General features: G+C 72.2%; 16 protein-coding genes. 10 read left to right on the top strand and 6 right to left on the bottom strand.

The window, feature by feature from the left end; genetic code table 11:
• Position 1 precedes the first annotated feature (1 nt).
• The 10 genes from AMK13_RS03290 (at position 2) to AMK13_RS03245 (ending at position 9617) form a co-directional block, all read left to right on the top strand.
• Positions 2-1726: a nitrite/sulfite reductase gene (locus AMK13_RS03290; RefSeq protein WP_074001006.1), complete on the top strand. Its 1725-nt coding sequence runs from the start codon at positions 2-4 to the stop codon at positions 1724-1726.
• 99 nt (positions 1727-1825) lie between these two features.
• Positions 1826-2008: a hypothetical protein gene (locus AMK13_RS03285; protein WP_030060859.1), complete on the top strand. Its 183-nt coding sequence runs from the start codon at positions 1826-1828 to the stop codon at positions 2006-2008.
• Positions 1989-2690 carry a phosphoadenylyl-sulfate reductase gene (locus AMK13_RS03280; protein ID WP_074001005.1) on the top strand — a complete coding sequence of 234 codons (702 nt, stop codon included), beginning with the start codon at positions 1989-1991 and terminating at the stop codon, positions 2688-2690. The genes AMK13_RS03285 and AMK13_RS03280 overlap by 20 nt, the downstream gene beginning before the upstream one ends.
• A gap of 62 nt (positions 2691-2752) precedes the next feature.
• On the top strand, positions 2753-3334 hold the full coding sequence (gene cysC, locus AMK13_RS03275; protein ID WP_074001209.1) for an adenylyl-sulfate kinase: 582 nt from the start codon (positions 2753-2755) through the stop codon (positions 3332-3334).
• Positions 3331-4290 carry a sulfate adenylyltransferase subunit CysD gene (gene cysD, locus AMK13_RS03270; protein WP_049655041.1) on the top strand — a complete coding sequence of 320 codons (960 nt, stop codon included), beginning with the start codon at positions 3331-3333 and terminating at the stop codon, positions 4288-4290. The genes cysC and cysD overlap by 4 nt, the downstream gene beginning before the upstream one ends.
• Positions 4290-5603 (top strand): sulfate adenylyltransferase subunit 1, encoded by a 1314-nt coding sequence (locus AMK13_RS03265; protein ID WP_074001004.1) that lies wholly within the window; start codon positions 4290-4292, stop codon positions 5601-5603. The genes cysD and AMK13_RS03265 overlap by 1 nt, the downstream gene beginning before the upstream one ends.
• Before the next feature lie 246 nt (positions 5604-5849).
• Complete coding sequence (locus AMK13_RS03260) at positions 5850-7013, top strand: aliphatic sulfonate ABC transporter substrate-binding protein (RefSeq protein WP_074001003.1); 1164 nt, start codon at positions 5850-5852, stop codon at positions 7011-7013.
• Between the two features lie 142 nt (positions 7014-7155).
• Complete coding sequence (locus AMK13_RS03255; RefSeq protein ID WP_049655033.1) at positions 7156-7959, top strand: ABC transporter ATP-binding protein; 804 nt, start codon at positions 7156-7158, stop codon at positions 7957-7959.
• Positions 7946-8878 (top strand): ABC transporter permease, encoded by a 933-nt coding sequence (locus AMK13_RS03250; protein WP_074001002.1) that lies wholly within the window; start codon positions 7946-7948, stop codon positions 8876-8878. The genes AMK13_RS03255 and AMK13_RS03250 overlap by 14 nt, the downstream gene beginning before the upstream one ends.
• 10 nt (positions 8879-8888) lie before the next feature.
• Positions 8889-9617 carry a sirohydrochlorin chelatase gene (locus AMK13_RS03245; RefSeq protein ID WP_074001001.1) on the top strand — a complete coding sequence of 243 codons (729 nt, stop codon included), beginning with the start codon at positions 8889-8891 and terminating at the stop codon, positions 9615-9617.
• 3 nt (positions 9618-9620) lie between these two features.
• Here the strand turns inward: AMK13_RS03245 and AMK13_RS03240 are convergent, their stop codons facing one another.
• The 6 genes from AMK13_RS03240 to AMK13_RS03215 all read right to left on the bottom strand — a co-directional run bounded on the left by AMK13_RS03240 (position 9621) and on the right by AMK13_RS03215 (position 15918).
• Entirely contained in the window at positions 9621-9932 is a 312-nt protein-coding gene (locus tag AMK13_RS03240) for a hypothetical protein (RefSeq protein ID WP_049660589.1), read from the bottom strand.
• Positions 9933-9941: 9 nt separating this feature from the next.
• Positions 9942-10217 (bottom strand): hypothetical protein, encoded by a 276-nt coding sequence (locus tag AMK13_RS03235; protein ID WP_198959303.1) that lies wholly within the window; start codon positions 10215-10217, stop codon positions 9942-9944.
• A 121-nt stretch (positions 10218-10338) separates the two neighbouring features.
• A complete protein-coding gene (locus AMK13_RS46260) occupies positions 10339-11052 on the bottom strand; it encodes a ricin-type beta-trefoil lectin domain protein (RefSeq protein ID WP_053112563.1) in 714 nt (237 codons plus the stop codon).
• Between the two features lie 291 nt (positions 11053-11343).
• Positions 11344-13011: a DEAD/DEAH box helicase gene (locus tag AMK13_RS03225; protein ID WP_074001000.1), complete on the bottom strand. Its 1668-nt coding sequence runs from the start codon at positions 13009-13011 to the stop codon at positions 11344-11346.
• A 163-nt stretch (positions 13012-13174) separates the two neighbouring features.
• Positions 13175-13381 (bottom strand): cold-shock protein, encoded by a 207-nt coding sequence (locus AMK13_RS03220; protein ID WP_049657493.1) that lies wholly within the window; start codon positions 13379-13381, stop codon positions 13175-13177.
• A 338-nt stretch (positions 13382-13719) separates the two neighbouring features.
• Positions 13720-15918: an MMPL family transporter gene (locus AMK13_RS03215; protein WP_049657492.1), complete on the bottom strand. Its 2199-nt coding sequence runs from the start codon at positions 15916-15918 to the stop codon at positions 13720-13722.
• Positions 15919-16270 lie beyond the last annotated feature (352 nt).

Below are 16270 nucleotides of genomic sequence, written 5' to 3'. Positions count from 1 at the left end.
CATGGCCACCTCCCCCGAGACCGTCGAGCCCACGGCCGACCGCGCCGCCGAGCGGCGCCCCGCAGCGGCCCGCAAGGTGACCCGCCACCGCGGCGAGGGCCAGTGGGGCATGGGCCACTACACCCCGCTGAACGCCAACGAGCAGTTCAAGAAGGACGACGACGGTCTCAATGTGCGGACACGTATTGAGACGATCTACGCGCACCGGGGCTTCGACTCCATCGACCCCGCCGACCTGCGCGGCCGGATGCGCTGGTGGGGGCTCTACACCCAGCGCAAGGAGGGCATCGACGGCGGCAAGACCGCGATCCTGGACCCGCACGAGCTGGACGCCGAGTTCTTCATGCTCCGGGTCCGCATCGACGGCGGCCGGCTGACCGTCCCCCAGCTGCGGGCGGTCGCCGAGGTCTCCGAGCAGTACGCGCGCGGCACCGCCGACCTGACCGACCGCCAGAACATCCAGTACCACTGGATCCGGATCGAGGACGTCCCGGCGATCTGGCAGAAGCTGGAGGCCGTCGGCCTGTCCACCACCGAGGCCTGCGGCGACACCCCGCGCGTCATCCTCGGCTCCCCGGTGGCCGGCATCGCCGAGGACGAGATCATCGACGGCACGCCCGCCATCGAGGAGATCCAGCGCCGCTTCATCGGCAACCCGGACTTCTCCAACCTGCCGCGCAAGTTCAAGAGCGCGGTCTCCGGCTCCCCGCTGCTGGACGTCGCGCACGAGATCAACGACGTCTCCTTCGTCGGCGTGGTCCACCCCGAGCACGGGCCCGGCTTCGACCTGTGGGTCGGCGGCGGCCTGTCCACCAACCCCAAGCTGGGCGTGCGGCTGGGCGCGTGGGTCCCGCTGGACGAGGTCGCGGACGTCTACGGCGGCGTCATCGGCATCTTCCGCGACTACGGCTACCGGCGCCTGCGCAACCGCGCCCGGCTGAAGTTCCTGGTCGCCGACTGGGGCGTGGAGAAGTTCCGCCGGGTCCTGGAGGAGGAGTACCTCGAGCGCCCGCTGCTCGACGGCCCCGCCCCGGCCGAGCCCGCCGCCCGCTGGCGCGACCACGTCGGCGTCCACCGGCAGAAGGACGGCCGCTACTACATCGGCTTCGCCCCGCGCGTCGGCCGGGTCGACGGCAAGCTGCTCGGCCGGATCGCCGACCTCGCCGCCGCCCACGGCAGCGACCGGGTGCGCACCACCGCCGAGCAGAAGATGATCGTCCTCGACATCGCCGAGGAGCACGTCGACTCCGTGGTGGCCGGCCTGGAGGCGCTCGACCTGCGGGTCACCCCCTCGCCGTTCCGCCGCGGCACCATGGCCTGCACCGGCATCGAGTACTGCAAGCTCGCCATCGTCGAGACCAAGGAGCGCGGCCGCACGCTCATCGACGAGCTGGAGCAGCGCCTGCCGGACTTCGCCGAGCCGCTGACCATCAACATCAACGGCTGCCCGAACGCCTGCGCCCGCATCCAGGTCGCCGACATCGGCCTCAAGGGCCAGCTGGTCACCGACGAGCACGGCGAGCAGGTCGAGGGCTACCAGGTCCACCTCGGCGGCGCGCTCGGCCTGGAGGCCGGCTTCGGCCGCAAGGTCCGCGGCCTCAAGGTCACCAGCGCGGGCCTGCCCGACTACGTCGAGCGCGTGCTGACCCGCTACCAGGCCGACCGCACCGAGGGCGAGCGCTTCGCCCAGTGGGCGGCCCGGGCGACCGAGGAGCAGCTCTCGTGAGCGAGCGATGGGGGCACCCCCGGCCGGAGGCTGGGGGAGAGCGAACCAAAAGGCAGGGCGTTGTTCGCGAAGCGAACGCCGAGCGCAGCGAGGTGGGCAATGAGTGAGCGCGCCGCCCCTTTCTTCTGCCCGTACTGCGGGGACGAGGACCTGCGCCCCTCCGAGGCCGGGCACGGCGCCTGGGAGTGCCACGGGTGCCGCCGCGCCTTCCAGCTGAAGTTCCTCGGCCTGCTGTCACCGACCAACCACGGGGGTACGTCACATGAGCAGCACCGCGACTGACCACGAGGCGATAGCCGTCCGGGCCGGCCGCGAGCTGGAGGAGGCCACCGCGCAGGAGGTCCTGCGGTGGGCCGCGGACACCTTCGGCGCGCGGTTCTGCGTCACCTCCTCGATGGAGGACGCGGTGGTGGCCCACCTGGCGTCCTCGGTGTTCCCGGGGGTGGACGTGGTGTTCCTGGACACCGGCTACCACTTCCCGGAGACCCTCGGGACGCGCGACGCGGTGGCCGCGACCATGCCGGTCAACGTCATCACGCTCACCCCGCTGCGGACGGTGGCCGAGCAGGACGCCGAGCACGGGCCGGCCCTGCACGACCGCGACCCGGACCTGTGCTGCTCGCTGCGCAAGGTCGAGCCGCTCAACCGGGGCCTGGCCGGCTACGACGCCTGGGCGACCGGGCTGCGCCGCGACGAGTCGCCGACCCGGGCGAACACCCCCGTGGTGTCCTGGGACCCGAAGCGCCGCAAGGTCAAGATCGCCCCGATCGCCCGCTGGACCCAGGAGGACGTGGACGCCTACATCGCCGCCCACGGCGTGCTGCTCAACCCGCTGCTGTGGGAGGGCTACACCTCGATCGGCTGCTCCCCGTTGTCCTGCACCCGCAAGCCGGGCGAGGGTGAGGACGCCCGGGCCGGCCGCTGGTCCGGCTCCGGCAAGACCGAGTGCGGCATCCACCTCTGATTCGATCCGTTCTGATCGTCCGTCCATCCTCGTGTAAGGAAAGAACCGTGACAGCTGACACCCTGGCCGCCGACGGAGCCGCAGAGGCGGCCCGCACGGCCGCCCCGTGCGAGCGCGGCGCCACCGTGTGGCTGACCGGGCTGCCGAGCGCGGGCAAGACCACCCTGGCCTTCGCCCTCGCCGAGCGGCTGCGCGCCGAGGGCCACAAGGTCGAGGTCCTGGACGGCGACGAGATCCGCGAGTTCCTCTCCAAGGGCCTCGGCTTCTCCCGCGAGGACCGGCACACCAACGTCACCCGGATCGGCTTCGTCGCCGAGAAGCTGGCGGCCAACGGCGTCAAGGTGCTCGCCCCGGTGATCGCCCCGTTCGCGGACTCCCGCGCCGCGGTGCGCGAGCGGCACGCGGCGGCCGGCACCGAGTTCCTGGAGATCCACGTCGCCACCCCGGTCGAGCTGTGCGCCGAACGGGACGTCAAGGGCCTGTACGCCAAGCAGGCGGCCGGCGAGATCTCCGGCCTGACCGGCGTGGACGACCCGTACGAGGCCCCGGAGCGGCCGGAGCTGCGCCTCCAGACCCAGGGCCGCGCGGTCGCCGAGTCCGCCGCCGAGCTGCACGCCTTCCTGACCGAGAGGGGTCTGGCATGACCACCGAGACCGACAGCCCGGTCCGCACCGCCGGCGACCCCAACCAGAATTCAGGGGGGCCCTTCGCGCTGTCCCACCTGGACGCGCTGGAGGCCGAGTCGGTGCACATCTTCCGCGAGGTCGCGGGGGAGTTCGAACGCCCGGTGATCCTGTTCTCCGGCGGCAAGGACTCCATCGTCATGCTGCACCTGGCGCTCAAGGCCTTCGCGCCCGCCGCCGTCCCCTTCTCGCTGCTGCACGTCGACACCGGGCACAACTTCCCCGAGGTCATCGACTACCGCGACCGCGTCGCCGCGCGGCACGGCCTGCGCCTGCACGTCGCCCACGTCCAGGACTTCATCGACCGCGGCGTCCTGCGCGAGCGCCCCGACGGCACCCGCAACCCGCTGCAGACCGTGCCGCTGCTGGACGCCATCGAGACGAACCGCTTCGACGCGGTGTTCGGCGGCGGGCGCCGCGACGAGGAGAAGGCCCGCGCCAAGGAGCGCGTCTTCTCGCTGCGCGACGAGTTCGGCGCCTGGGACCCGCGCCGCCAGCGCCCCGAGCTGTGGTCGCTCTACAACGGCCGCCACGCGGTGGGCGAGCACGTGCGGGTCTTCCCGCTGTCCAACTGGACCGAGCTCGACGTGTGGCAGTACATCGAGCGCGAGGGCATCGAGCTGCCGGAGATCTACTACGCCCACGAGCGGGACGTCTTCGCCCGCAGCGGCATGTGGCTGACCGCCGGCGACTGGGGCGGCCCCAAGGAGCACGAGCCGGTCGAGCGGCGGCTGATCCGCTACCGCACCGTCGGCGACATGTCCTGCACCGGCGCCGTCGACTCCGACGCCACCACCATCGAGGCCGTCATCGCCGAGATCGCCGCCTCGCGCCTCACCGAGCGCGGTGCGACGCGGGCCGACGACAAGCTCTCCGAGGCCGCGATGGAAGACCGCAAGCGCGAGGGATACTTCTAATGAGCACCGCCACCAACGCCACCTCGCTGCTGCGCTTCGCCACCGCCGGCTCCGTCGACGACGGCAAGTCCACCCTCGTCGGCCGGCTGCTGCACGACTCCAAGTCGGTGCTCGCCGACCAGCTGGAGGCCGTCGAGCACGCCTCCCGCAGCCGCGGCCAGGAGGCGCCCGACCTCGCCCTGCTCACCGACGGCCTGCGCGCGGAGCGCGAACAGGGCATCACCATCGACGTGGCCTACCGCTACTTCGCCACGCCCCGCCGGCGGTTCATCCTCGCCGACACCCCCGGGCACGTGCAGTACACCCGCAACATGGTCACCGGCGCCTCCACGGCCGAACTCGCCGTCGTCCTCGTCGACGCCCGCAACGGCGTCGTCGAGCAGACCCGCCGGCACGCCGCCGTCGCCGCCCTGCTGCGCGTGCCGCACGTCGTCCTCGCCGTCAACAAGATGGACCTGGTCGACTACGCCGAGCCCGTGTTCGCCGCCATCGCCGCCGAGTTCACCGCCTACGCCGCCTCGCTCGGCGTCAAGGACGTGCTGGCCGTCCCGATCTCCGCCCTCGCCGGGGACAACGTCGTGGAGCCGTCCGCGCACATGGACTGGTACGGCGGCCCGACCCTGCTGGAGCACCTGGAGACGGTGCCGGTCGGCAGTGACCCGGGCGCCGAGCCGGCCCGCTTCCCGGTCCAGTACGTCATCCGCCCGCAGACCGAGGAGCACCCCGACTACCGTGGCTACGCAGGCCAGTTGGCGTCCGGCGTGCTGCGCGTCGGCGACACCGTCACGGTCCTGCCGTCCGGCCACACCACCACCGTCGCCGGGATCGACGCCCTCGGCCGCCAGGCCGACGCCGCCTGGGCCCCGCAGTCGGTGACCGTCCGCCTCGCCGACGACCTGGACGTCTCCCGCGGCGACCTCATCGCCGCCGGCCCCGTGCCCGTCCCCACCAAGGACATCGAGGCCACCGTCAGCCACCTCAGCGAACGGCCGCTGCGCGCCGGGGACAAGGTCCTCCTCAAGCACACCACCCGCACCGTGCGGGCGCTGGTCAAGGACGTCGCCTACCGGATCGACATCGACACTTTGGAACAGCGCCCCGCCCCCGACGGGCTGAACGTCAACGACATCGGCCGGGTCGTCCTGCGCACCGCCGAGCCGCTGGCCCTGGACGGCTACTCCGACAACCGCCGCACCGGGTCGTTCCTGCTCATCGACCCGGCCGACGGCACCACCCTCACCGCCGGCATGGCGGGCGAGGCCTTCGCCACCGTACCCACCACCGGCACACCCGACGAGGAGGACTGGGTCTGATGCCCAGCGAGGCGTTCTCGGGCATGGACAAGGAAGGCGGCCGCATCGGCAGCGGCGTCCTCGGCAGCGGCCAGGGCGGCCTGACCCGATGTGCGGGCCGACGGGGCTGAGAACGCCCTGTCACCGGGCTGTCTCCCCCCACAGCCGCCCGGCTTGCCCCCGGCACACCGCTGCCGCGCGCACCACCTTCCAACCGTCCGTCCGAGACCGCCTCCTGACGGTCCGTCCGCGAACAGGACTCTCGCCATGGCACCGAACCCGGCCCTCCCGCATACCCGCACCCGCCCCGACGCCGGGCGGATCAGACGCTCCGCGGCCGCCGCCGCGGCCGGCCTGACCGTGGCGGCCCTGCTGTCGTCCTGCAGCTACGGCTCCAAGGCGGACGACAAGTCCTCCGACGCCAAGGCCAACACCGCTGCCACCACCGGGAGTTCCGGCGCGAAGCTGTCCGCGGACACGGTGAAGATCGGCTACTTCGCCAACCTCACCCACGGCACCCCGCTGGTCGGCCTCCAGGAGGGCTTCTTCCAGAAGGAGCTCGGCGCCACCCAGGTCAAGACCCAGGTCTTCAACGCCGGCCCGGCCGAGATCGAGGCGCTGAACGCCGGCTCCATCGACATCGGCTGGATCGGCCCCTCCCCCGCGATCAACGGCTACACCAAGTCCGACGGCAAGTCCCTGAAGATCATCGGCGGTTCGGCCTCCGGCGGCGTCAAGCTGGTCGCCAACCCGGAGAAGATCGCCACCCTGGACGACCTCAAGGGCAAGAAGATCGCCACCCCGCAGCTCGGCAACACCCAGGACGTCGCCCTGCTCAACTACCTGGCGGGCAAGGGCTACAAGGTCGACGCGGCCACCGGCGCCGGCGACGTCTCGGTCGTGCGCACCGACAACAAGGTCACCCCCGACGCGTACAAGTCCGGCTCCATCGACGCCGCCTGGGTGCCCGAGCCCACCGCCTCCAAGCTGGTCACGCTCGGCGCGAAGGTCCTGCTCAACGAGAAGGACGTCTGGCCCGACAAGAAGTTCGTGATCACCAACATCATCGTCTCGCAGAAGTTCCTCACGGAGCACCCGGACGTGGTGGAGGCCGTGCTGCGCGGCTCGGTGAAGACCAACGCCTTCATCAAGGACAACTCCGACAAGGCCAAGGCCGACGCCAACGAGGCGATCAAGAAGGAGGCCGGCAACTCCCTGGAGCCCGCCATCCTGGACCCGGCCTGGGCCGACATCGACTTCCTGGACGACCCGCTGGCGAACACCCTCCAGGCCGAGGCCGACCACGCCGTCACCGCCGGGCTCCTCAAGAAGCCCAACCTGAACGGCATCTACGACCTCACCCTGCTGAACAAGGTCCTCGCCGCGGAGGGCCGGCCCGCCGTCGCGGACGCCGGACTCGGCGCCAAGTAGCGCCCGCAGCAAGGCCGTTCGTCACGACTCCGCGGTCCGGCCCCCGCCCGCCCGGTCGATCCCCGATCGATGCCCACCGGGACGGGCGGGGCCCGGGCCACGGCCCCGACCTCGCCAGACCACTCATCCAGGAGGTGCCCGGATGACCCCGGCACTGACCACCTCGGCGGACGCCCCCGGCGCCGACGCCCACGGCGGTGCGCCCGCCGTCCGGATCTCGCACGTGCACAAGTCCTTCGGCCGCCCCGGCGCCCAGACCCACGTCCTGGACGACATCACCCTCGACGTCGCCCCCGGCGAGTTCGTCACCCTGCTCGGCGCCTCCGGCTGCGGCAAGTCCACCCTGCTCAACCTCGTCGCCGGCCTCGACCGGCCCACCGCCGGCGGCATCGAGGTGCCCGGCGGCCGCCCCGCGCTGATGTTCCAGGAGCACGCCCTCTTCCCCTGGCTCACCGCCGGCCGGAACATCGAACTCGCCCTCAAGCTGGCCGGCGTCGCCCGCCCCGAGCGCCGCGCCGAAGCCGAGCGGCTGCTCGAACTCGTCCGCCTGGACGGCGCGTACGGCAAGCGCGTCCACGAGCTGTCCGGCGGCATGCGCCAGCGCGTCGCCATGGCCCGCGCCCTCGCCCAGGGCAGCAAGGTCCTGCTCATGGACGAGCCCTTCGCCGCCCTCGACGCCATCACCCGCGACGTCCTCCACGACGAGATCACCCGGATCTGGGCCGAACGGCAGCTGACCGTCCTGTTCGTCACCCACAACGTCCGCGAGGCCGTCCGCCTCGCCCAGCGGGTCGTCCTGCTCTCCTCCCGCCCCGGCCGGGTCGCCCGCGAATGGCACATCGACCTGCCCCAGCCGCGCCGCATCGAGTCCGCCGGCGTCGCCGACCTGTCCATCGAGATCACCGAAGAACTGCGTGGGGAGATCCGTCGCCATGGCCAGCACTGACACCACCCCCGTCCTGGACAAGAACGACAGGAACGACAAGCACGACCGGAACGACAGGACCGCCGACACCGCGGGCGTCGGCGCCGGCCTGGACGCCCTCGACGCCGTCACCGCACAGCGCGGCTCCCTCGGCGAGGCCCTGCGCAGCAAGGCCCTGCCGCCGCTGATCGGCGTGCTCGTCGTGCTCGCGCTCTGGCAGGGCGCGTACAGCCTGGAGCTCACCTCCTCCTACAAGCTGCCCAGCCCCGCCGACGTGTGGCGCTCCGCCCAGGACCTCTGGTACCAGGGCACGCTGTTCTCGATCATCTGGACCAGCGTCTGGCGCGGCCTGTCCGGCTTCCTCCTCGCCGTGGTGATCGGCACCCCGATCGGCCTCGTCGTCGCCCGCATCAGACCGGTGCGCACCGCCATCGGGCCCGTCCTGCAGGGCCTGCAGTCGCTGCCCTCGGTCGCCTGGGTGCCCGCCGCCGTCATCTGGCTCGGCATCAACGACTCGATGATGTACGCCGTCATCCTGCTCGGCGCCGTCCCCTCCATCGCCAACGGCCTGGTCGCCGGCATCGACCAGGTCCCCCCGCTGTTCCTGCGGGCCGGACGCACCCTCGGCGCCACCGGCCTCACCGGCGCCCGGCACGTCCTCATCCCCGCCGCCCTCCCCGGCTACCTCGCCGGCCTCAAGCAGGGCTGGGCCTTCTCCTGGCGCTCCCTGATGGCCGCCGAACTCGTCGCCTCCTCCCCCGACCTGGGCCGCGGCCTCGGCCGCTTCCTGGAGGACCAGCGCGAGTTCTCCGACATGTCCGGCGTCCTGCTCGGCATCATCCTCATCCTCTTCGTCGGCATCGCCATCGAGCTCCTCGTCTTCACCCCCGTCGAACGCCGGGTGCTGCGCAACCGCGGCCTGCTGGCCACCGGCAAGTGAGGCAGCGCTGATGCCCGCCCTCCTCCTGATCGCCCACGGCAGCCGCGACCCGCGCCACGCCGCGACGGTGGCCGCGCTCGTGGAGGAGGTGCGGGCCCAGCGGCCCGGCACCGAGGTCGCCACCGCCTACCTGGACCACTGCGCGCCGCGGATCCCCCAGGTGGTCGGACGGCTCGCGGACGCGGTGGCGGTGCCGCTGCTGCTCAACCGGGCCTTCCACGCCAAGCACGACATCCCGGCCGCCCTGCGCGCCGCCGGCTCCCGGCTGCCGGTCGCCGACGTGCTCGGCCCCTCCCCCCTGCTGCTCGCCGCCCTGGACCGCCGCCTCGCCGAGGCCGGCCTCGCGGTCGGCTCACCCGCCGCCCGGGCCCGTACCGGCGTCGTCCTGGCCGCCGCCGGCTCCTCCGACCCGGCCGCCGACGCCGCGACCCGCGCGGTCGCCGCCGAGTGGCGCCGCACCCGCGGCTGGGCCGCCGTCGAGGTCGCCTACGCCTCCGCTACCGGCCCCCGCGTCCCCGACGCCCTCGCCGCCCTGCGCACCGCCGGCGCCGCACACACCGCCGTCGCCCCCTACCTGCTCGCCCCCGGCCTCCTCCCCGACCGCATCGCGGCCGCCGCCGAGGACGCGGACCTCGTGGCCGACGTCCTCGGCCCGTCCCCCGAGCTGGCGACCCTCCTCCTCCACCGCTACGACCAGGCCCGCCACGCCGCGGACACCACCCCAGCCCTCACCGCCTGACCCTCACGACGCCCGACGGTGCTGGTACTCCGCCACCGCCGCGGTGATCACACTGAGCGGCACCGGCTCGTCCACGTCCGCGATGGCGGCCTCGATCCACTCCCTCATGATCGCCGTCGGCTTCAGCCCCCGCTCCCGCGCCCGGCGCCGGACCTCGTCCATCACCGGCTTGGGCAGCCGCAGCGAGGTGGTGATCATCACCGACTCGGCCGCCACCGGCTCGCCCGGCTCGGCGCTCATGATCTCGTCCTCGGTCAGCTCGTGCGTCTCGTAGTACTCGGCGATCGCCTCGAGGTCCGCACCGTTGTCAGTCATCCGTCACCTTCAACTCGTCCGCTTGAGGAACAAGCGCCTCTCGGCAGCTGTCATGTCGCGTGCGGTGGCGCAGTACCACGCTGACGGCACCACCGCGCTCTCCGCCAACACCACCAACAGGTAGCGCCCGGCCCGCGTCACGCCATGGCACAGGGTCGTCCCCTGGCGGCCGTCCGAGAACCAGTGCGGACGGCAGAACACGACATCCTCGACCTCCTCCGGATCCACTCCGTGCCTGGCGATGTGCTCCTCGGACCGCTCGGTCCAGTAGATCTCACTATGCACGAGCAGCAGCGTGTTGCAAACGCAATGCACGACTCAAGCCGCCGTCACTCGGGCGAGTGACGGCGGCCAGGAGCACCGGCAGCGCGTACGGACGGGCCGTACGCCCTGGCCGACGCGGGCGTCAGGCCGGGAGGTTCCACTTCTGGTTGGCGGCGCCGTTGCAGTCCCAGATGCCGAGCTGGTTGCCGTTGTCGGTGGAGAAGCCGAGGTCGTCCAGGCAGCGGCCGGACTGCGGGTTGAGGAGCGAGCCGTCGGGGCGGGCCTGCCACTGCTGGGCGCCGCTGCCGTTGCAGTCGTAGATCTGGACCTTGGTGCCGTTGCCGGTGTTGCCGCCGGAGACGTCCATGCACTTGCCGAGGGCGCGGATCGTGCCGTCGACGCCGATCCGCCACTTCTGCGCGACGGAGCCGTTGCAGTCGTAGATCTGGACGGCGGTGCCGTTGCCGACGTTGGCGCCCTTCACGTCGACGCACTTGCTCGCGTAGCCGGAGATCTGGCCGGTCGGGCCGGCCGGCGGGACGGCGCCGAGGACGACGCGCGGGAACTGGACGCTGTCGCCGATGCCGCAGGACGCGGACATGGTGCCGTCGCCGATCGCGATGCCGCCGATGGCGGGGCGGGAGAACTGCACGGTGTGGTTGGAGTTCCAGTAGAGGCAGTTGGCGGTCACGGTCCAGGTCTGCATCGGATCGAGGCCGGTACAGCTGCCGACGGCGTTCCAGGCGGAGGCCCAGGCGCCGCAGGCCGGCGCGGCCTGGGCGGAGGTGGCCGGGGCGGCCAGGGCGGCGGCCCCGGCGAGCAGGGCGGTGGTCAGCAGGGCGGAGGTTCGGCGCATGGGACGGTCGTCCTTCCGAGTGGGGGGATCACGTGGACTCACCATCCGCGCCTCCGTGGTGACGGGGCGTCGGATGTGTGGGCCGCGTCAGAGACTCGGGGGTGCGCGGTCGGCCGTCAACCGGCAGGGCACCGGCAGCTGCCGGGTGCGCCGGGGCTGAGCTGGGCGGTCGGTCCGGGCGGCAGTTTCGCCGGGGCACGGCGCGGCGCCGGTCCCGGAAAGCCGGAGGCCCCGCACGCCCCCTGCTGCGAGGGGGTGTGCGGGGCCCGTACGGCGTGGCCGGGACGGCCGTCAGTCGGCCTTGCGGCGCTGGCGGCCGGTGCCGTAGTTGGAGCCGGACTTGGTGCCGCTGCCGGGCTTGGCGCGGCCCGAGGAGCGGCCGATGAAGCCGGCCGCCTGCGGGCGCTCGCCCTGGGCGGCGCCGCCGATGCGCTGCTTGGGGCGGGGGCGGCGCGGGTTGCCGTTCATGTCGACGTCGGCGGGCAGCGCGGAGCGCTTGCCGGGCCGGCGGCGGGGGGTGCCGGACTTGGCCCCGGCGGGCTTGTCGGCGCCGCCCTTGGCCCCGGCGGCCTGGTCGGCGGTGACCGGTACGGCCAGCGTCACGGCCACGCCGCTGGGGGTGCGGGCGCCGGTGATCCGGGTGAGGTCGGCGTCGCCCGGGCGGATCTTGGTGACGGTCGGGCGGATGCCGGCCGTCGTCATCAGCCGGTTGACCTCGCGGCGCTGCTCGGGCAGCACCAGGGTGACGACCGTCCCGGACTCGCCGGCCCGGGCGGTGCGGCCGCCGCGGTGCAGGTAGTCCTTGTGGTCGACCGGCGGGTCGACGTTGACGACCAGGTCCAGGCCGTCGATGTGGATGCCGCGGGCGGCGACGTTGGTCGCGATGAGCGCGGTGACGTGGCCGTCCCGGAACTGGTCCAGGACCCGGTTGCGCTGCGGCTGGGACTTGCCGCCGTGCAGCGCGGCGGCCTTCACGCCGTTGGCGAGCAGCTGCTTGGCGAGTCGGTCGGCGCCGTGCTTGGTGTGCACGAACATGATCACGCGGCCGTCGCGGGAGGCGATGTGCGCGGTGGCGGAGGCCTTGTCGGCCTGCTCCAGCTGGAGGACGTGGTGGTCCATGGTGGTGACCGCGCCGGCCGAGGGGTCGACCGAGTGGGTCACCGGGTCGGTCAGGAAGCGCTTGACCAGCCGGTCGACGTTGCGGTCCAGGGTGGCGGAGAACAGCATCCGCTGCCCGCCCTCGGCGACCTGCTCCAGCAGCTTGCTGACCTGCGGCAGGAAGCCCATGTCGGCCATCTGGTCGGCCTCGTCGAGGACGGTGATCGCGACGTCGGAGAGGTTGACGTCGCCGCGCCCGATCAGGTCGTCCAGCCGGCCCGGGGTGGCCACCAGGACCTCGGTGCCGCGGCGCACCGCGTTGGCCTGCTTGTTGATCGACATGCCGCCGACGACGGTGGTGATCCGCAGGTTGACGGCGGTCGCGTACGGGGTGAGCGCCTCGGTGACCTGCTGGGCCAGCTCGCGGGTGGGCACCAGGACGAGCGCCAGCGGGTACCGGGCGTCGGCGCGGCGCCCGGCGGTGCGGGCGAGCAGCGGGAGGCCGAAGGCCAGGGTCTTGCCGGAGCCGGTGCGGCCGCGGCCGAGGACGTCGCGCCCGGCGATCGAGTCGGGCAGCGTGGCGGCCTGGATCGGGAAGGGCTCGGTGACGCCCTGGCGGCCGAGCGCGGAGAGGATCGCCTTGGGCATCTCCAGCTCGGCGAAGGACGCCGCCGGGGGCCGGGCCGGGGTGCCCTGGACCACGGTGAAGTCGGTGGCCTCGGGGGCGGCGGCGGGGCGGGCCTGCTTGGGGGCGCCGCTACGGCCGCGCGGCTTGCGCGGGCGGTCGCCGCCGGCGGTGCGGCGGGCCTGGTCGGTGGTGCGGGGGCCGCGGTCGCGCGGCGAGCGGGCAGGGGTGGTCACGGATTCTCCGTCCGTCGGTCTACAGCCCGGGCTGCGGGCTGGAGTCGGCCGTCGGATGCATGGAGTGCGCCGCCCCGGCCGTACGGCGGCATGAGCGGGGGCCCGCACCGTGCGGTGCGGGCCCCCGCTTCGCGATGATCGCGAGTCAGCGTGGAGGCTGACGTCAGCCGATGATCTGGATGTTCTCGGCCTGCGGGCCCTTCTGGCCCTGGGTGACGTCGAACTCGACCTTCTGGCCCTCGAACAGCTCACGGAAGCCCTGGGCAACGATGTTCGAGTAGTGGGCGAACACGTCGGCGCCGCCACCATCCTGCTCGATGAAGCCGAAGCCCTTCTCGCTGTTGAACCACTTCACGGTGCCGGTAGCCATAACCGTCTCCTCTAAATCCTGGGGGCATCAGGGATCCACACCTCGTGGATCCCCGTGGTAGCCGCGATCCCCATCCGGAGACTGAAACACCGGACAAAACAAATGCGCCTGTCGGTTGGTACCAGCAGGCGCACACCACGTTCATGGGAACCAAAACTGCAACTGCTTCGACTGTAGCACGGTGGCACGGGGGTTGACCGGGGATTTTCCCGCCCAGGAGATCACGTTTGGTGGCCTCGGAAACGGGGCAGCGGCGCCCCGCCGTAGCGGGGCGCCGCCTGTTCGTACCGACCCGGTCAGGGCCGGGTCAGGGCACCGTTCACACCGACCCGGTCGGCTCAGCGCCGGCCGGCCGGCTCCGGCATCCCGTGGGCGCCGGCCACCGGGGCCGGGCCCTCGCCGTGACCGTGGCCGTGGCCGTGGCCCGGGGCGTCCGCGTGGCCGGGCCACCAGGCGCGGTGGCCGAGCAGCGCGGTGAGCGCCGGGGTGAAGAACATCGCCATCACGAAGGCCGCGATGAGGATGCCGATGGCGATCGAGAAGCCCATCTCGCTCATCATCGTGTTGCCGGCCAGCAGCATGGTGGCGAAGGTCGCGGCCAGGATGAACCCGGCGGCGGCCACCGTCGGGCCGGCGTGCCGGATCGCCTGGCTCGCCGCCTCGCGGGGGCTGCGGCCCTCCTGGGCCTCCTCGCGCAGTCGGGCGATCATCAGGATGTTGTAGTCGGTGCCGAGCGCGACCACGAACAGGTAGATCAGGATCGGCAGCATGAACATCAGGCCCTGCTCGCCCTTGATGTTCTGGAACAGCAGGGTGGTGGCACCGAGGGTGGCGCCGAAGCCGAGGCCGACCGAGGCCATCAGGTACCAGGGGGCGACCACGCTGCGCAGCAGCAGTCCGAGGATCACCATGATCAGGACGGCGGCTATCGGGAAGACCAGGCTGTAGTCGTGGGCCATCGCCGTGTTGATGTCCTTGTACACGGAGGTGGTGCCGGCGACGTAGGCCTTGGTGCCGGCGGGCGCGTGGTCGTGGGCGACCTTGCGGACCTCGCCGATGGTGTCGATGGCCTTGTTGCTGGCCGCCTCGTCCTTGAGGACGACGGTGATGTCGGCGGTGAGCCCGTCCTTGCTGACCCCGTGCTCCGGGTCCGGCAGGGCCGCGCTGGAGACGCCGTCCACCTTGCCCAGGTCCGCCACGTAGCCCTTGAGGCCGGCGACGTCGATCTTGTTGCCGTTCTGGCTGGTCAGGTAGATGTGCGCGGGGTCGGCGGCACCGGCCGAGTAGGCCTTGATCATGGTGTCCTGGACGACCATCGACTCCTTGGTCTTCGGCATCGAGCTGCCGGCCATGTCGAAGGTGCCCTGGTAGCCGAGCGCGGCGACCGCGAGGCCGGCCATCACCAGGCCGGAGAGCAGGGCGGCGGCACCCGGGCGGCGGCCGACGCTGCGGCCCATCGCGGCGAAGCGGGCGTTGGACGGCTCGCGCTGCCAGGCCTTGGAGGGCCAGAACAGGACCTTCTCGGGGATCAGGCAGAGGATCGCGGGCACCAGGGTGACCGAGGCGATCGCCGTGACGGCCACCGCGATGGCCAGCGACGGGCCGAGCGCCTTGAACATGCCGAGGCTGGACAGGACGAGCACGGCGAAGGCGACCACGACGGCACCGGCGGCGGAGGCGATCGCCTCGCCGACCCGGCCGACCGCGTTGGCGACGGCCTGCTTGCGGTCGTCACCGGCCCGCAGCCGCTCGCGGTAGCGGAACATCAGGAACAGGAAGTAGTCGGTACCGACGCCGTAGAGCACGACGGTGAGGATCTGTTCCATCGAGTTGTCGGCCTTGAGCCCGAACAGCTTGCTGGCGTCCGCGATCAGACCGTTGGCGACCATCGAGTAGATGATCACCGAGAGGATCGGCAGCAGCGCGATGATCGGGCTGCGGAAGATGATCCCGAGCGTGAGCAGGATGATCACGACCGTGCCGAGGCCGATGAGCATGCCGGCCGTCTTGCCGGCGTCCTTCTGGTCCAGGTTCATCGCGGCCGGGCCGCCGACCTGGAACTTCAGGGTGCTGCCGGAGGCGAGCGCGGTGCCCTCGTCGCGGAGCTTCTTCGCGGCGTCGGTGAACTCGTCCGACTGCATCTTGGTCTTGTCGATGGAGACCATCGACATCGCGTACTTGTGGTCCTGGGAGTAGGACGCCGGAGAGACCGGGACGACCAGCTCGACCAGCGGGATCTTCTTGTCGGCCAGCCCCTGGGTGACCTTGGTCATGGTCGCCGCGTCGCCCTCGTCCAGCTTGCCGCCGTCGGTGCGCTCGAAGAGCAGCAGCGCGGAGGGCGAGATGTTGGACGGGAAGGCCTTCTGCTGGAGCTCGGCGGCCTGGATGGACTCGTAGTGCTTGGGCAGGAAGGCGGCCTCGTCGGTGTTCGCCTTCAGCGGCGGGGCGGTCGCGACGATCGCGACCGCGGCGATCAGCCATGCGCCGATCACCCACCAGGGGCGGCGTACGACGAATTGTCCTAGTCGGTGGAACATGCTCGTGTGCCTCCTGGGCATGGTTCACCGCAGCCCTTGGGGGACGGGACGCTGGGCGACGGCAGGACCGGCGCGGGGAGTGCCGACGGCACTCCCTTGCCGGTCGGCAGGTAAGTAGGTTTGGGGCATCATCCTACGAGTACTTGCTTGCCGCCCGGCAAGGAGCCCCCGTGTGCTTCAACCCCCGTCGGGCCGCCCGAAGCGGCCCCGGCCCAGTCTCTCCCGGACGCACCCCTCCTGACCTCGTGCTCCGGGTGGAGTCATCTCCCCCTCAGGGTGGAGGAGCATCCCCTACCCCCCAGGAGGAGATCTCGGGGTCGGAGGGTAGGGAAAACCCCACCCGGGCCCCGAA

The sequence above is a fragment of the Streptomyces sp. CB02056 genome, assembly GCF_001905545.1.
Lineage (GTDB): Bacteria > Actinomycetota > Actinomycetes > Streptomycetales > Streptomycetaceae > Kitasatospora.
Note: the sequence above shows the minus strand (reverse complement) of the source record. Positions and strands in the feature narration are given on the sequence as shown.

What these genes read in the sequence shown, in the direction of transcription:
- cysD (WP_049655041.1), top strand. Translation starts at nt 3,331, where the DNA reads ATGACCACCGAGACCGACAGCCCGGTCCGCACCGCCGGCGACCCCAAC.
- AMK13_RS03280 (WP_074001005.1), top strand. Translation starts at nt 1,989, where the DNA reads ATGAGCAGCACCGCGACTGACCACGAGGCGATAGCCGTCCGGGCCGGC.
- AMK13_RS03220 (WP_049657493.1), bottom strand. Translation starts at nt 13,381, where the DNA reads ATGGCTACCGGCACCGTGAAGTGGTTCAACAGCGAGAAGGGCTTCGGC.
- AMK13_RS03260 (WP_074001003.1), top strand. Translation starts at nt 5,850, where the DNA reads ATGGCACCGAACCCGGCCCTCCCGCATACCCGCACCCGCCCCGACGCC.
- AMK13_RS03250 (WP_074001002.1), top strand. Translation starts at nt 7,946, where the DNA reads ATGGCCAGCACTGACACCACCCCCGTCCTGGACAAGAACGACAGGAAC.
- AMK13_RS03245 (WP_074001001.1), top strand. Translation starts at nt 8,889, where the DNA reads ATGCCCGCCCTCCTCCTGATCGCCCACGGCAGCCGCGACCCGCGCCAC.
- AMK13_RS03240 (WP_049660589.1), bottom strand. Translation starts at nt 9,932, where the DNA reads ATGACTGACAACGGTGCGGACCTCGAGGCGATCGCCGAGTACTACGAG.
- AMK13_RS03265 (WP_074001004.1), top strand. Translation starts at nt 4,290, where the DNA reads ATGAGCACCGCCACCAACGCCACCTCGCTGCTGCGCTTCGCCACCGCC.
- AMK13_RS03255 (WP_049655033.1), top strand. Translation starts at nt 7,156, where the DNA reads ATGACCCCGGCACTGACCACCTCGGCGGACGCCCCCGGCGCCGACGCC.
- AMK13_RS03285 (WP_030060859.1), top strand. Translation starts at nt 1,826, where the DNA reads ATGAGTGAGCGCGCCGCCCCTTTCTTCTGCCCGTACTGCGGGGACGAG.
- AMK13_RS46260 (WP_053112563.1), bottom strand. Translation starts at nt 11,052, where the DNA reads ATGCGCCGAACCTCCGCCCTGCTGACCACCGCCCTGCTCGCCGGGGCC.
- AMK13_RS03290 (WP_074001006.1), top strand. Translation starts at nt 2, where the DNA reads ATGGCCACCTCCCCCGAGACCGTCGAGCCCACGGCCGACCGCGCCGCC.
- AMK13_RS03215 (WP_049657492.1), bottom strand. Translation starts at nt 15,918, where the DNA reads ATGTTCCACCGACTAGGACAATTCGTCGTACGCCGCCCCTGGTGGGTG.